This is a genomic window from Mucilaginibacter gracilis, assembly GCF_003633615.1.
GTDB classification, from domain to species: domain Bacteria; phylum Bacteroidota; class Bacteroidia; order Sphingobacteriales; family Sphingobacteriaceae; genus Mucilaginibacter; species Mucilaginibacter gracilis.
This window is the reverse complement of sequence record NZ_RBKU01000001.1, coordinates 5,380,904-5,394,783: the sequence shown is the minus strand read 5'-3', so window position 1 is coordinate 5,394,783 and position 13,880 is coordinate 5,380,904. Positions and strand designations below refer to the sequence as shown.

General features: G+C 41.1%; 15 protein-coding genes. 6 read left to right on the top strand and 9 right to left on the bottom strand.

Annotated elements, in window-relative coordinates; genetic code table 11:
• Position 1: 1 nt before the first annotated feature.
• Together BDD43_RS23895 and BDD43_RS30685 are read right to left on the bottom strand one after the other, a co-directional pair.
• Positions 2–2,335, bottom strand: coding sequence for a TonB-dependent receptor (locus BDD43_RS23895; RefSeq protein WP_121200438.1), 2,334 nt, complete (start codon positions 2,333–2,335; stop codon positions 2–4).
• 112 nt (positions 2,336–2,447) lie between these two features.
• Positions 2,448–2,666, bottom strand: a complete 219-nt coding sequence (locus tag BDD43_RS30685; protein WP_246001772.1) for a hypothetical protein — start codon at positions 2,664–2,666, stop codon at positions 2,448–2,450.
• 521 nt (positions 2,667–3,187) lie between these two features.
• Here BDD43_RS30685 and BDD43_RS23880 point away from each other — a divergent pair.
• Complete coding sequence (locus BDD43_RS23880; protein WP_211339728.1) at positions 3,188–3,829, top strand: hypothetical protein; 642 nt, start codon at positions 3,188–3,190, stop codon at positions 3,827–3,829.
• A 4-nt stretch (positions 3,830–3,833) separates the two neighbouring features.
• Entirely contained in the window at positions 3,834–4,055 is a 222-nt protein-coding gene (locus BDD43_RS23875) for a hypothetical protein (protein WP_121200434.1), read from the top strand.
• A gap of 424 nt (positions 4,056–4,479) precedes the next feature.
• Here BDD43_RS23875 and BDD43_RS23870 read toward each other — a convergent pair whose 3' ends face one another.
• From BDD43_RS23870 to BDD43_RS23845, 6 genes are all read right to left on the bottom strand, one after another.
• Positions 4,480–4,755 (bottom strand): hypothetical protein, encoded by a 276-nt coding sequence (locus tag BDD43_RS23870; RefSeq protein ID WP_211339727.1) that lies wholly within the window; start codon positions 4,753–4,755, stop codon positions 4,480–4,482.
• Between the two features lie 329 nt (positions 4,756–5,084).
• Complete coding sequence (locus tag BDD43_RS23865; RefSeq protein WP_121200432.1) at positions 5,085–5,948, bottom strand: SDR family oxidoreductase; 864 nt, start codon at positions 5,946–5,948, stop codon at positions 5,085–5,087.
• 79 nt (positions 5,949–6,027) lie between these two features.
• Positions 6,028–6,597 carry a Crp/Fnr family transcriptional regulator gene (locus BDD43_RS23860; protein WP_121200430.1) on the bottom strand — a complete coding sequence of 190 codons (570 nt, stop codon included), beginning with the start codon at positions 6,595–6,597 and terminating at the stop codon, positions 6,028–6,030.
• Positions 6,598–6,729: 132 nt separating this feature from the next.
• Positions 6,730–7,272 carry a VOC family protein gene (locus BDD43_RS23855; RefSeq protein WP_121200428.1) on the bottom strand — a complete coding sequence of 181 codons (543 nt, stop codon included), beginning with the start codon at positions 7,270–7,272 and terminating at the stop codon, positions 6,730–6,732.
• Positions 7,273–7,858: 586 nt separating this feature from the next.
• Positions 7,859–8,623 (bottom strand): oxidoreductase, encoded by a 765-nt coding sequence (locus BDD43_RS23850; RefSeq protein ID WP_121200426.1) that lies wholly within the window; start codon positions 8,621–8,623, stop codon positions 7,859–7,861.
• 101 nt (positions 8,624–8,724) lie between these two features.
• Entirely contained in the window at positions 8,725–9,303 is a 579-nt protein-coding gene (locus tag BDD43_RS23845) for a Crp/Fnr family transcriptional regulator (RefSeq protein WP_121200424.1), read from the bottom strand.
• A 322-nt stretch (positions 9,304–9,625) separates the two neighbouring features.
• On the opposite strand from BDD43_RS23845, the gene BDD43_RS29780 reads away from it, so the two are divergent.
• Entirely contained in the window at positions 9,626–9,910 is a 285-nt protein-coding gene (locus BDD43_RS29780) for a hypothetical protein (RefSeq protein ID WP_147425728.1), read from the top strand.
• Between the two features lie 86 nt (positions 9,911–9,996).
• Here BDD43_RS29780 and BDD43_RS23835 read toward each other — a convergent pair whose 3' ends face one another.
• Complete coding sequence (locus BDD43_RS23835; protein ID WP_121200420.1) at positions 9,997–11,259, bottom strand: alpha/beta hydrolase family protein; 1,263 nt, start codon at positions 11,257–11,259, stop codon at positions 9,997–9,999.
• Positions 11,260–11,359: 100 nt separating this feature from the next.
• Here BDD43_RS23835 and BDD43_RS23830 point away from each other — a divergent pair, with 100 nt between their 5' ends.
• The 3 genes from BDD43_RS23830 to BDD43_RS23820 all read left to right on the top strand — a co-directional run bounded on the left by BDD43_RS23830 (position 11,360) and on the right by BDD43_RS23820 (position 13,806).
• Positions 11,360–12,325 (top strand): helix-turn-helix transcriptional regulator, encoded by a 966-nt coding sequence (locus BDD43_RS23830; protein WP_121200418.1) that lies wholly within the window; start codon positions 11,360–11,362, stop codon positions 12,323–12,325.
• Positions 12,326–12,537: 212 nt separating this feature from the next.
• Positions 12,538–12,921 carry a helix-turn-helix domain-containing protein gene (locus BDD43_RS23825; RefSeq protein ID WP_211339726.1) on the top strand — a complete coding sequence of 128 codons (384 nt, stop codon included), beginning with the start codon at positions 12,538–12,540 and terminating at the stop codon, positions 12,919–12,921.
• Positions 12,922–12,930: 9 nt separating this feature from the next.
• Positions 12,931–13,806 carry an aldo/keto reductase gene (locus tag BDD43_RS23820; RefSeq protein ID WP_121200414.1) on the top strand — a complete coding sequence of 292 codons (876 nt, stop codon included), beginning with the start codon at positions 12,931–12,933 and terminating at the stop codon, positions 13,804–13,806.
• Positions 13,807–13,880 lie beyond the last annotated feature (74 nt).

The window sequence follows — 13,880 nt, the reverse complement described above, 5'->3', positions numbered from 1 at the left end:
CTTAAAATTTAAGTTCCAGTGAACCAAGTACACGGGCAGGCATTTGCGGCGTGGAGGATACCCAGTATTTCTCATTGGTCAGGTTATCAGCTTTCAGCGAGATCCTGAACTTCGGCTGGTTGTAAAACACAGAAGCGGCTAATACATTAGCAGAAGCAATATTTACAATATTGGCATCATCAAAAAAATTCTGCCCGTAGTAATTTCCGCCAGCCCCGATACCTAAACCTTTAGCAGCCCCCTGATATAGCGTATAGCTTACCCAATAGTTCAGCGTATTGTTGGGCACCAGTGCCGGGCGGTGACCCTGGATATCCGGGTTGGATTGTACATAACGGCTGTCATTCAAACCATAACCAGCGATAATGTTTAAACCCTTAACGGGATTGCCGATAAATTCCGCTTCCAGCCCTTTACTGCGCTGGGTGCCGTCCTGAATTGAAAAGGCGCTGTTGGCCGGATCTTTTCGCAGGATGTTCTCCACCTTGATATCATAATAGCTAACGGTAGAAGTCAATCTGCCGTCTAAATATTCCGCTTTAACACCACCTTCCCATTGGTTGGCGTGTTGCGGTTTAAAAGCGTTACCATTCTGGTCAAAGCCACTCACATTATTAAAGCCGTTCATGTAATTACCGAACAGCGATACATGGCTTTTAACCAATTGATAAACGATACCCAGCTTAGGTGATAAGGACCCTTGTTTGTAATTAGCGCTACCGTTATCCACGTAATCATCATAACGCAAACTGCCCATGACGTTCAGGCGGCTGGTCAGGTCGATTACGTCCGAAACATAAGCGGCGTATATATTACTATTGGGCTTGCTTGGATTATAGGTCAACTTGGCAATCGCGGCATCAAACTGGTCTATGCCGACATATGGGCCTGATGATTTCCGATAATTGAACTTATCATAAGCAGCACGGCTGGAATAGAACGTATGCCTGCGTTGTAAATAATCCATCCCGACTAAAATGCGGTGCTGCATCCCTGCCAGAAAAAATTTACCATTGAAGTTTTGTTGCAGTTCTAAAAAGTTGAGATCATAATAGGTCTTTCCGGCGGCGCGGGTCAACAAGGTATCGCTGGCAATGGTAGCGGCTAAAAATGGATAATCGTAATCAGTATGCGAACTGGCCAGGTTGGTACTGGAAGTCCAGTTATCGGACATTTTATAATTCAGCTGCATGTTGAAATTGGTCACCGTTCCCTTAAAGGCTATTTCATTGGTCAGGAACGATTTTTTATAAATGCTGCTGCTTAACTGATCCAGGCTTTTAATACCCGAAGTTGCCGGGATGGTCAGGATAGGCGTGCTTGTCGCCTTGCGGGTGTAGTATTCACCTTCCACCAAAAGATCGAGGCGTTTATTGATCCGATAGGTAAATACCGGTGCCACGAAATAGTTTTGGGTAATACCGTAGTCCTGGAAGCTACCCTCGTGGTGCGAAGCGAGATTGATGCGAAAAAGCGCGCTCGAATCTTTGTTGACCGGCGTATTAACATCGGCGGTAAAACGGCTGAGGCTGTAAGAGCCGCTGGTATAAGAAACGTTAGCAAAAGTACCATCCAATGGTTTTTTGGTTACCCGGTTCACCAGGCCGCCATAGGAAATCTGGGCACTGCCAAATAGCGTCCCTGACGGCCCTTTTAAAACCTCGATGCGCTCCAGGTTAGCCGGATCAACATCGGTATATTGCGGGCTGGTCAAGCCGTTCCGGATAAAACCGGGATCGGCAAAGCCCCTTAATATCAAATAATTCTGCCCATTACCGGCTTTAGCGCCACTGACAGCACCAGTCGCGTTCGCGAGAGCCTGCGAATACGCTACTACCGCCTGCTCTTTTAGCAGCTCTTTGGGGATCACAGTATAAACCTGCGGATTTTCCAGGTTCTTCAGCGGCATCCGCGCGATATAATCGGATTCCTTGCTGACTGATTTATTCTTCTTGGCGGTACTGATCACCACCTCCTGCAATTGCGCGTAAGAATCACTGAGCAATATGTCAGGTACAGCCGTAGTCTTCCCTGCGCTGATGGCCACAGCCTGCTCCAAGGGAGACAGGCCTATAAAGGTTAATTGCAGTATATAATTGCCAGCCGGGGCTTTTAAGCGGAAGTTGCCGTTATTGTCTGTTACAGTAAGATATTTGGTATCTTTCAAACCAACGGTTACGCCGGTAAGCGGTTGTTTATCTGACGAGAGTACTTTACCCTTAACCGTTCCGGTGGCAGGGTCTTCAGTATTCGTGATATTTTTGGCCATAGCCAGGTTGAAACTGGTCATCACCAGCAATAGCAAGAACAGGTTCTTGTAAAAATTAGAGAACATAGGAGTTTGTATAAGTACATAAGAATAGGCTGCGCATCAATACAGACCGCAGCAAAAAATAATACATAGCATGGCTAACCCTTTTTAGGGGGTGCCAAACAATATGAAATACTTATACACTAACCGTGGGTGGTCTGAAGATAGTTTCGATATAGCGGCTGCTATATTGGTAGGTGTAAGGTGGAAACGAGCTTTTTACCGTTTCTAAAATTGCTGGCTCGATGAACGACAATTGAAATGGCTCCTGAAAAAAGGATACTTCCAGACGGTTCAAGTTGTCTTTTGCTTCCTGTTTTTTTTCGTTTTCCTCGGCTTGGTGGATTTTTTTCATGAAATAACACTTGCCGTTACAGTGCATCCAGGGGCGGCTTCGATTGATACAAAGATTTTCCGCGATGTACTTGTGGTTCATTTCAAAACCGGCATAGACCATAAACATTGAAAAGTTGGAACTGATCAGTGTTACAAGTAGCAATATGGCGGTGAACCGTTTGAACATTTCCGCAAATGTAGGATAAAAACATTTTAATTAAGAGTTTTCGTTGATTGGATGTATACTGCTAAAATCAAAAGGCTAAAAATAAAAACTGCGCAAATAGGTTACACATCTGTTATTTTGCTTTGTTCTTAATCATCTTTTAATAACTTTTGCAGGAATGATTTGAGTTGAAATATATTACAGCCATTGTAAATGCATCTGACCCGTTTTTTTGAATTTTTCAGTTGATAATATCCTTTCGCGTGTACATAGGATTTATATGCACTTTCAACTGAAAAGATTATTGTTTCATCAGCTTCAAAGGCTGACATAGCTCTGTCTATTGCCTCACATACCTTTAGCAATTCAATCACATGAGCTATATTATCAATCATTTAGACGGTATTTACCTTTCTTTTTGCAGGTATATGTTATTCATTGTTATCAAAAATGAGGATAATTTATTTCAAATTTCGTATATTCGTATAATGTCCGATGATTCAATTTATCACCTTAATTTAGTAATTGATGACCTCACTAACAGTATTCGCCAGGTAGATAGTGGAGAAAGTTTTGAAACAGAGGTATTACCTGTTACGGATGAAGATATTAAAATTGCAACTAAAAAAAACAGTTGGCATTTTACATGGAAAACGGAGTATAATCAGGATGACCGTTCTGTTTTCAAATTGATAAAGTCTGATGAACCCGATATTATTCAGGGACTATTAAGTTTGAGTGATTTGGAGGGATATGTTTATGTTCATTTGGCAGAGAGTGCACCGATAAACTTTGGTACGGATAAATTGCATGAAGGTGTTGGTGGTAATCTGTTTGCTTTTGCATGCAAAAGATCCTGGGATGATGGCAATGAAGGGTTTGTTTCATTTCAGGCTAAGACTAAACTGATTACCCATTATGAGAAAGTTCTGGGAGCAGTTCACACTGGCGGTCATAATATGATTATTTATCCGCAAGAGGCATTATTTTTGATTAAACAATACTATAAAGTTTAGAAAAATGGGATATATCAGAGAACCAAAAAATGTTGACTTGGTAGTAGGCCCGTCAATTTTAACAGAGGATACAAAAAAACACATTGCTCAGGCCATTGCCCAGTATCATAAGACTGGCAGAAAGCCTGTCAGCGTTGAAATCACCCAAACGGCAGGAAGTGCCAGCCGGGCCAAATCAACCAAATCAAGGGCACAGCAGGCAATGCGGAGAAAAGCAAAAATATAAAAAGGTTGTGCTGAATTTTGCGCACAGCAAAGCACCCCGATCCATAACAGATCGGGGTTTCTTTTTACCGGGAAAAGGAATCAAAACGGTAAAGAGTTTACAGGTTCAATTTTTAACATCTGATCTAATAATATTATGCCGATACAAAATATTAATGGAAAAGAAATTGCTGTATTGACTTATGGGTACAGCGATAAATAGTGGCCATTGCTTAGCGAGTATGTTAAGGCCACGCATGGTAAAAACGAAGTAAAAGACCCTGCGGAAGTACTTTTAACGTTGGTTTCTTTAACACCCCTCATAAACACTTGCATGAACTGCCATATCTACTATTGCAATATCCCTATCTTTCAGGAGTGCTAAAAGTGTTGCACTGTTAGCCGTATATCCCGTAGTAAAAATCAATGCAGAATCCTCACTTCGATTAAAAAACGCTGATATTTTTCCGCTGTAACATTTCATGGTAGTCATGATGCCCACCTATTAGCGGCGAAGCCCCGGCACCTGTTCCATATTTTTCAATTCCATGAATAGCTGCCAATTTTACCTTGGGATGTTGGGTAAAATTCAGATAGTCATTTGAAACAAGGCTGACACATTTTTTGGGTGTTTTATTAAAAGGAGATGTCACCCACATTTCAGGCCCACAGCCATTTTTACTTGTCATAAAGCGAAAGTTCATCTGGCCACTTTCGTTCATATAAAATCCTTAAAACTCGCTTTTAAAAAATTGATGTTGGTTTTCATACGGTAAAATTTTAGTAGATGTTTTGAGTTAAAAATATAATTTTAACTAATCGTGGAAAATTACAATTGTTTCGTTAGAAGCGTTTTAGAATCGTTATTTACAATAGAATGACAGTTTTTACCTTTAAAAAAATTAAATAAAAATCCAATCTGAGGTAGGTGGAAAGTTTAGTGTTTTAAATGAATTAGAGGGGTTTTTAGTTGGTCCTAAAGGGCACAACCTAACGGCCAAAATCATTGTTTAATCGGAAGCATTTGGAATCGGCATATAACAACAATCTTTTACACCAACAGATCTTCCATCCCGAATGCCGTCAGTACTTTTTCGAATTCAACTTCAACGGCATCGTTGGCCCTTTTAGTGATATCTCCTGTTGAAGAATCAACAACTGTCCGTAATGGCCTTTGACCTTTCGGTAAATTGATCAGGTTTACTATCGCATCCGCAACTTCCTGAGGATCTGGATTTGCAGTTTCAAACATTTGTCCAATGGCTGCGAACATTTTATTTGGAACATCCGCGATCTCTTGATATTCGCCAGCAACTGATGCATCAGAACCAACCTGCATCTTTTGGGATATTTCTGTAGGGAAAGCTCCTGGTTGAATGATGGCTACATCAACCCCTAAAGGTCTTATTTCATAATGTAACCCTTCGCTTAAACCTTCTAAAGCAAACTTTGAAGCACTGTATATTACCGAAAAAGGAGCGGAAAATCTGCCATATCCGCTTGAAATGTTAATAATTAAGCCTTCTGATTGTTTACGCATAAATGGCAATACGAACTTTACCAATCTCCATGGGGCGAAGACATTGATATCAAACATCCGCCGGACATCATCAGTGGTAGAACTTTCGGCTACACCGAACATCGCAGCACCGGCATTGTTTACCAAAACGTCAATCGTTCCTTCTTTTGCGATAATCGCGTCAATAGCTTTTTTTACACTTGTTTCATCAGTTAATGACACATCCAAAACAGTAACATTTTCGATCTGTGCCAGGGCTTTTGCTTTGTCGGCATTTTTACCTTCGGTATCTCTAATGGTAGCATAAACTTTATGCCCCAAAGCCGCAACGGACTTGGCGGCAAGCCATCCGAAACCGCTATTCGTTCCAGTAATTAAAACAACTTTTTTGCTCATTTTTCTTGTTATTTAAGATGATGATGCAAAGGTTGGTATCTAAAAAAAGAAATCATTTACCATTTGGTAAAAAGCAATTTCAACGGATATTTTTTCTTATCCTGCTCAATGACTGTTGGGTGATCCCGAGGTAAGAGGCGATATGAGAAAGAGGAATACGATTGACAAGGCCGGGGAACTGTTCAATGAAGGATAAATAACGAGTGGTTGCATCCTCGGAAACTAACGGGCTCCTTCTTTCAATCATTTTTAACAAACAATTTTTTTCTATCAGACCTTTTATAGCTTCCCAGCCAACAATTGTATTTCCGATCTCGTCCCAATCTTTCTTTGAAAAAACAAGCAATTTACAATCGGTTTCAGCCTGTATATACTCAGAAGCTACCACTTGTGCCTCAAATTTTTGCTGGTCCGAAACAAAATGATTCTCTTCACTGAATGAATGAGTGATCTCTTCGCCTTTGTTGTTATAATAGCAGAAACGAATTACCCCCTCAAGAAGAAATCCAACCTGCCGGGGGATCTTTCCGGCTTCTGAAAAATATTCATCTTTATGAAGTGCCAGCGTTTTTGCTTTGCTCATAATGAAATCTGTTTGCTGCTTATTCAGATTGCCAAACTTCAATATATAATTGATGAACTCTTCCATACGTTAAATATCGAATTTATTGCGGGCAGTTTATTTACCATTTGGTAAAAACACAGTCGATCAGTTAATTTAACGTAGACGAATTAAAACAAAGAGAGCGGTTTCCCACTCGTTTTGTTTCACTTAATGTGTTTATTTATTTTCAAAAAAGCGTTTCTGTGTTTTTAAAGCTTCATCCAGGGATGTTTGAATATATGCAATACCCTGTACCGCTTCTGGAGTAGAAGCTATTCGTCCAATTTCCCCTGGCTTGGTAAAGTCAATTTCCTCAATGCGTTGGTTTATCCACCATAGGTTTCCAAATGGGTCCAAAATCCTGCAAACCTTTTCTCCAAACCACAGAGCAGTGATGTCAGTTACTGATTTAGCTCCAAACTCTATTGATTTTTGATAAACATCTTCTACATCTTCTACATATAAATTTAGAAAACTTGGGGTCGGCGGCCAGCCTTCTCTTGAATCAAAAAGCATAATTAAAGCATCTCCAATTTTTACGACTACGTGAATGATAATCCCTTCTTTATTAGTAATCCTGCTGTGAGGAATCTCTTCCGCATCAAAAGCAGCCTTTAAAAATTCAATTAATTTGGCTGAGGACTGAGAAATGATCCAAGGTGTAACTGATGTGTAGTGATCAGGTACGGTCTTAAGTTTTTGCGGTTCGTTCATATTCATGATTTTTTATAAAAATATTAACGGCGAGTGACAGCCCTATGTCAGTAGGTATTTGAAAATTATTGTATGTATCTCGTTATTTTGATGAAAGCAAGTTAAACATTTGTGTTTTACCGATCTCTATGAAGTATTACTGAAATTAGATGCAACTATTTTATCGATATTTTAGAGTAAACTGTTTAAATTGTAGCCTTTTGCGTCATCAGGCCAATCCGGCTAACTTTATCTTATACTTCCTGTAGCACCTGTAATATGCATTATAATTTGGTTTAAATTATGATTCAAAATTGCTGCTAAGATAAAACGTGAAATAGTATAAATCGGCCCTTTTTTAAGGGCTGTTTTTTCTTTGTCAGAGTAGTAAAATCTATAAATCGTACTATGTTAGCAAAAGCATTTTTTCCTTCAGGCCGGGATTATGTGGCCGCCTTTCGAAATATTATGAAACGTTCCACCTCTATTCGGAAAATGTGCAGGTCCGAATTATCTGCTGAATTAATCTGTCAATTCCCGAAACAGCGGAAGACATAGGGAAGTCTACAAACGGTTTAAATAGAAAGCTGGCGAATAATAGCACCTGGTACATTTATGCAAGCTCTCCCTGGCCGCCGGAAACGAAATGGTTATGTCCAGTGATATAGGCCGCGCGGTCAGACACCAAAAAAGCGATCATTTCCGCCATATCTGCTGCGGTACCTGGCTTGCCCTCCAGCGGGATAGCTTTAAAGAGCTGTTCTACCGTGATGCCAAAAGCGGCGGCCAGCTGTTCTCTGCCCTCGTTACCGCCGGGTGTAAGGATCGCGCCTGGCGTAACAATATTCACCCGTATGCCAGCCGGCCCCAGTTCCTTTGCCAACGACTTCGTATAGCTGCTTAATGCTGCTTTTGCTGCCCCATAGTGTGCCAGAAAACCGTGAAACGGGATCACGCCGCCCGATGATACATTAACAATTGCACCGGAACCGCTTTGGCGCAACGCGTTTAATAAAGGATTGGTTATGCGTACTGCGCTCATAAAGTTGATCATCAGCGAATCCATCCAGTCCTCATCCGTGATCATCTCAATACCCGGAAGCCTTGGCGTAGCTGCACCGGCGTTATTGACCAGAATGTCTAGGCCGCCAAGAATTTTCAATGCATCTTCGGTTACGTCGTTGGCACCGGCCAGTGTAGTTATATCGCCTTGAATGAACGATGCCCCGGCAGGGGTTTGTTCATGGCGTGAACGGGCGGCAACGGCTACGGTAGCGCCGCCATCGATAAGACGCTGGGCGGTTGCTGCACCAATACCCCGCGAACCACCGGTTACCAGGGCTTTTTTGCCCTGGAATTCATTTGCGTAATCTTTCATTGTCCTTCTTTTTAGAATAATTTACAATGCAAAGTTGCGGGGATAGCGACTGGTCGCCAATGAATTATTTCACCAAATGTGCGTGAACTAATTCACATTATTTAAGTATTGTTATTGCGGATTTTGGAAAGAAACTCGCGGGTCATTCCCAGGTAAGAAGCAATCATATATAACGGAAAACGTTGTAAGAGCTGCGGATAATTCTTTGCAAACTGCTCATATCTTTTTTCGGCAGACTGGCTGATATTAGACAGTACCCGCTTTTGAATATTCACCGCGACGTGCAGCGTCTTTAGCCTGAAGTAGCTATGAAATTTCGGGACCGTTTCTAATAATCGCTGTTCGTTCTCATAGCTTATCTGGATGACTTCGGAGTCCTCAATGGCTTCTACAAATAAGGTGGCAGGCTCTTGTGAAAGAAAACTTCCGTGATCGCCGATAAATCCACCCTCAACAGCAAGCGCAATCGTGTGCTCCTGTCCGTCATCGCCAAGGATATAAGCCCTTAAAGCGCCTTTCACCACATAATTGCGATAACTGGAAACAAAGTCCGGTTGGTCAATGAACTGCTTGCGCTTTACTTTCTTTACCCTTAACAGCGTAGCAAAAAAATCCTCTTCCGTTTTGGTGAGTGGCAATTCTCTGGTGACATAATTGACTAAAGGCGAAACGTCGTTCATAAGGCAAAGGTAAAATATTCAGTGCTGGAATTAAGGTTGCGGTGTTTATGATGAAGAAAAATGCCGGCGAAAAAATGCTGGTCTGATTAAACCTCGAAAAATAATAACCTAAAGAAGTTTATAAGTCACAAATGTTTAGGAATATCCTCCGGCTGAAAACACTTGTATTTCTCACTCTTAGAACCTGTCTTTATTGTGTCTACGCATTCCCACTGAATATCCCATGAGTATAAATGGTATGAAGATCGATACCATGGATAGCCAAAACCAAAGCGGCTTTGCTATCATCATGGTATAAAACACCGCTAATAAGGAAAATAATATGGCAACCGACATTGCTATGCTTCTTTTCCCCTTCAGCAACGATATTATAAAACCACCTGATAATGATGCGACTATTACCGCGATCAATTTGCTTAAAAGCAAGCTCATGGATGATTGGCTGAAAATAACCTGGGTATGCTTAATATTATCCACTGAGGGCGGAATCACCGGGTCAGGAAAAAACATTTCTGCGAATGATGCGATTGCAACAATAATAACAATAATAATTATCACACTAAATATGCCGGTTAAAATTGATTTCATCATAGCTGTACTTAAATAGAAGTTATAGGTGTAGTCGTTACCGCCAGCTTCAATAAGCTAAATCTGATTTTAGTTGGTAACTCCAATAGTCGCTTCATATTAAATTTACTTATGCTGTGTAATACCGAGAACCTCTTCCAGCCAATCAAACACAACTTGTGCCTTTAATGCCGGATTATTTAGTCCGCAATGGGCATCTCCTCCTTCTTCGGCAGTTAGCATTTTATCGCTTAACGACGCGCAATTAGTCATTTTTGCTATGGATGTTCTTGCCAGTGCTATTGCGCCGCCTTCACCCTCAGAGGACATATTTAAATAATGGCAAGTAATTTTGTCTTCCATCCCTTCAATTGTGAATTCACTTGCAAAGTCAAGGAATTCAGCAAGTGTTTTATTTTCCATCCCATGTGCCCAACGCACTTCGTCGAGCAACCAACGTACAACACTGTTGGACATATCGACCACCGATTCAAGCTCACGTGGGTAGGGCTCAAAGGGATCAAGATTCATGGCACCCATCCAGCCAATCCGGCAAAGTGGCATGGTCGGATAAGCAATGGCAGCTTTGATGCGATGATCGTGGGCAACCGTGCGCGGCACCATATACCCACCAAAACTATGGCCGTTGATGGCAATTTTATCAGGATCAACATCTGGCCGGGAAAGCGCGTAATCAACGAAGCGGCTGATCGGTACCTCCACATCAGGCCGGAACTTTAGTTCCGGGTCATGTATTAATGCCCCAGGCTCCCCTGAAACGTCGAACATTAAGGCATTCCAGCCTCTATCCGCTGCATGTGCCGCATCGCCCCAGTAGTAAATTTCCTCAGCAAAGGTATCCCCACCGCCCATTACCAGTAATGTAGGCTTAGGGCTATTCGTTTGATCAGCCCTGATAAAGTATCCTGGCAAGGTTTTGCCATTATCAATCGCCACTTCAACGACTTCAATTTGAGGATTCATCAATTTACAAGCTTCACGGAAACATACCCGGTTTTGCATTCTATACTGGTATTGCCGGGGATCTTTGTAGTTGCAAAAAAAACCGGCTGCCTGCCAATAGGTTGAGGCTCGCTTGAACGCGTCACGAGCACTTATTAAATGGCCCTTAGCAAAACATTCACGGGCGACATTTTCCACCCGCGTAGCCGTAGAAGCCCAGGCTTGGGTCCAGCTTTCAAAGTCGCCGTCGGTGATTTTTTTTATGGTAGAAAAGATCTCTCCCGACTCTGCGCCGCCAAAGTTGATGTGACTAAAAGCCTTGGCCAACTGCATGTCCATGATGCTTTTGAAGTAGGCCGGCATGCCACTTGTAGTTCCGTAATACCATTTGGTTGTTCGGGCGGTATTCGTTAATTCATTTTTCATATTCTCAGTTGATATTTTTATTGTTTAAATTTATGAAGCAAAAGTATTTCTACCTTTAGAGATAAAATAACCCTAAAGAATAAATAAATAGTCGTAAAAAATGGAAGAGAGCTCAGTTATTGATACTACAGTGGCCCAAATGCTACATACTTTAGGTATAGAGGAAAGCAAGGAATTATCTGATAATATCGGGAATTTTGATGTTCAAATTTTTAAAGTATTTGATTTTATTCCTGATTTGGTACTCACTATCCGTTCTTATGTCATTAAAAAAAAATTCACCCATCACTTTGGGAATGTTCAAAAGTTTGAGAACGGCATTTTTTTCTCCTTTCATAACTTTTTTAAGGATACTTCGAATAATAATTCTTCGCATAGCCTTAATGAAGAATTGCCCCATGTGAAAATAATCCCGATGAATAGCAGCCAGGAATATACATTCTACAAAAACACGCACATGAAGCATGTTGGAATACTGGTCAGTATTGACTATTTAAAACGTTTCTTAAGGGAAGACGCAGCAAAATTCAGTGATTTATTGACCTGTCAGAACAGTCTGGTTATCGAAGAGTTCATGTCGGATGATATACTACGAACTATAAATGAAATTGTAAACGCTGACAACGTTAGCTTATCTAAATTTTATTTCAAATTGAAGGCCATTGAATTGCTTTATTTCCTCTTTAAAAGGCTTGATAAACGTGTCCAAATGACTTTTCACAGGCTAACCCGCACTGAAATACAAAACCTGTACAAAGTTAGGGACAGATTAATAGCTCAACTTGATAATGCACCCCCTCTTGGCGAATTGAAAAACATTGCCGGTATGAATGAAATAAAATTAAGAAAATCATTTATTCAGGTTTTCGGTATGGGTTTGTATGAATATTTTCAGCATATCCGGATGCAGGAAGCCGCGCGGTTATTAAGAGAAGACAACCTAACCGTATCCGAAGCAGGGTATCGCCTAGGCTTTACAAACCTTAGCCATTTTAGTAGAGTATTCGAGGCAAGTATAGGTGTGAAGCCTAAAAAATGGTCTATGGAAAAAAGTATTGGTTCTTAACGCATACCGTACCAACTATCAAACGGACAATGTTTTTTGGCACGACCACGAGTAATTCGGAAAATATCCTGTTTAAGCAAGCCTGTGAGTATCGGGATTTAGGCCTGCAATAGATAATAGCACTAAATCCCACTCAACAAATAAAACAACTTGACTCTTCACCATTTTCCATTGACATTTCCAGGTACCTTTGCAATAACGCAATTCGAATTATGGTCAAGATACCTGATGCTTATATTTCCCGCAAAGCTGAAATAGTGGTTCAGTTCAAGCATGTTTTGGAAAGCCATATGGATGACTTTATGGCCGGGCGGGTCAATAAAATGTATGAGCTTAAGGAAATAGCAGATATTATTTGCCTTCATCCTGTTCATCTGAGCAAAGTAATCAAATTGGAAACAGGTCATCATGCCTGTTACTTTTATGAACAGCGGATTTTATTGGAAGCTACAAAATTGCTTGCCGACAGGACTTTATCCATTGGAACGATTGCCCACACCCTGGATTATGATGTTTCAAATTTTACCAAGTTCTTTAAAAAGTTCATGGGAACAACACCATCATCATACAGGAAAACATTAGAGATCACCATTTAAATTAAAAAAATGAGCAACAAAGAAATTATGATTGGAGCGGGTACGTCAAGTCCTCTTATTGCCCGTAAACCGGGTTACGGAACAATGCGTTTGACGGGTGAAGGTTTCTATGGTGAACCACGGAATCGCGAGGGTGCTATTGCACTTTTGAGAAAAGCCGTAGAACTGGGTGTTAATTTTTTTGATACCGCAGATTTCTACGGACCGGGCGTAACCAATAGATTATTAGCTGACGCCTTATATCCTTATTCGGATGACATTACCATCGCTACGAAGGTTGGGACTAAACGGGGAACCGACAAAAGCTGGCTACCATACGGCAAGCCTGAAGAGTTGAGAACGAGTGTCGAAAATAACCTCAAAGAACTCAAACTGGATCAATTGCCTTTAGTGCATTATGGCAAAGCTGCACATAGTCCGGGAGATTATGAGGAAGGTTTGGGAACCATACTGGCACTGCAAAAAGAAGGTAAAATCCTGCATGTCGGACTCAGCAACGCCTCCGTTGATCAATTTAATACCGCGATCAAAATGGGTAAAGTTGCCAGCGTTGAGAATATGTACAGCTATACGCAACGGGTTACTGATCCGGCTAGTCCCTACGGATTCCAGGGGGGAGAGTTATTGCCTTTGTGCCAGGAACATCAGATTCCTTTTATTCCTTTCTTTTCACTAGAAACGTCATTACCTACCGGGCAGAACAAAATGAAAGAATTAGCAGATATCAAAGGTGTCACCATCGCACAACTCAACATTGCATGGCTGCTTCATCAGTCTGAGTGGATACTGCCAATTCCCGGCACTACATCCATCCAGCATCTTGAAGAAAATATAAATGCAGCTGGTATTTCCTTTTCAAATGATGAGTTAGCGTTTTTAGATTAATTTAATAGGGCCAATAAATCCGCCATTGTATGCAATTTATAAATCAAATGGTATACATAACACAAGATGAAGAA

Excerpts from the sequence above, each read along its gene's own strand:
- BDD43_RS29780 (WP_147425728.1), top strand. The coding sequence starts at position 9,626 with ATGGCAACCGACATTGCTATGCTTCTTTTCCCCTTCAGCAACGATATT.
- BDD43_RS23830 (WP_121200418.1), top strand. The coding sequence starts at position 11,360 with ATGGAAGAGAGCTCAGTTATTGATACTACAGTGGCCCAAATGCTACAT.
- BDD43_RS23895 (WP_121200438.1), bottom strand. The coding sequence starts at position 2,335 with ATGTTCTCTAATTTTTACAAGAACCTGTTCTTGCTATTGCTGGTGATG.
- BDD43_RS23845 (WP_121200424.1), bottom strand. The coding sequence starts at position 9,303 with ATGAACGACGTTTCGCCTTTAGTCAATTATGTCACCAGAGAATTGCCA.
- BDD43_RS23865 (WP_121200432.1), bottom strand. The coding sequence starts at position 5,948 with ATGAGCAAAAAAGTTGTTTTAATTACTGGAACGAATAGCGGTTTCGGA.
- BDD43_RS23820 (WP_121200414.1), top strand. The coding sequence starts at position 12,931 with ATGAGCAACAAAGAAATTATGATTGGAGCGGGTACGTCAAGTCCTCTT.
- BDD43_RS30685 (WP_246001772.1), bottom strand. The coding sequence starts at position 2,666 with ATGAAAAAAATCCACCAAGCCGAGGAAAACGAAAAAAAACAGGAAGCA.
- BDD43_RS23835 (WP_121200420.1), bottom strand. The coding sequence starts at position 11,259 with ATGAAAAATGAATTAACGAATACCGCCCGAACAACCAAATGGTATTAC.
- BDD43_RS23870 (WP_211339727.1), bottom strand. The coding sequence starts at position 4,755 with ATGAACGAAAGTGGCCAGATGAACTTTCGCTTTATGACAAGTAAAAAT.
- BDD43_RS23860 (WP_121200430.1), bottom strand. The coding sequence starts at position 6,597 with ATGGAAGAGTTCATCAATTATATATTGAAGTTTGGCAATCTGAATAAG.
- BDD43_RS23880 (WP_211339728.1), top strand. The coding sequence starts at position 3,188 with ATGAGCTATATTATCAATCATTTAGACGGTATTTACCTTTCTTTTTGC.
- BDD43_RS23855 (WP_121200428.1), bottom strand. The coding sequence starts at position 7,272 with ATGAATATGAACGAACCGCAAAAACTTAAGACCGTACCTGATCACTAC.
- BDD43_RS23875 (WP_121200434.1), top strand. The coding sequence starts at position 3,834 with ATGGGATATATCAGAGAACCAAAAAATGTTGACTTGGTAGTAGGCCCG.
- BDD43_RS23825 (WP_211339726.1), top strand. The coding sequence starts at position 12,538 with ATGGTCAAGATACCTGATGCTTATATTTCCCGCAAAGCTGAAATAGTG.
- BDD43_RS23850 (WP_121200426.1), bottom strand. The coding sequence starts at position 8,623 with ATGAAAGATTACGCAAATGAATTCCAGGGCAAAAAAGCCCTGGTAACC.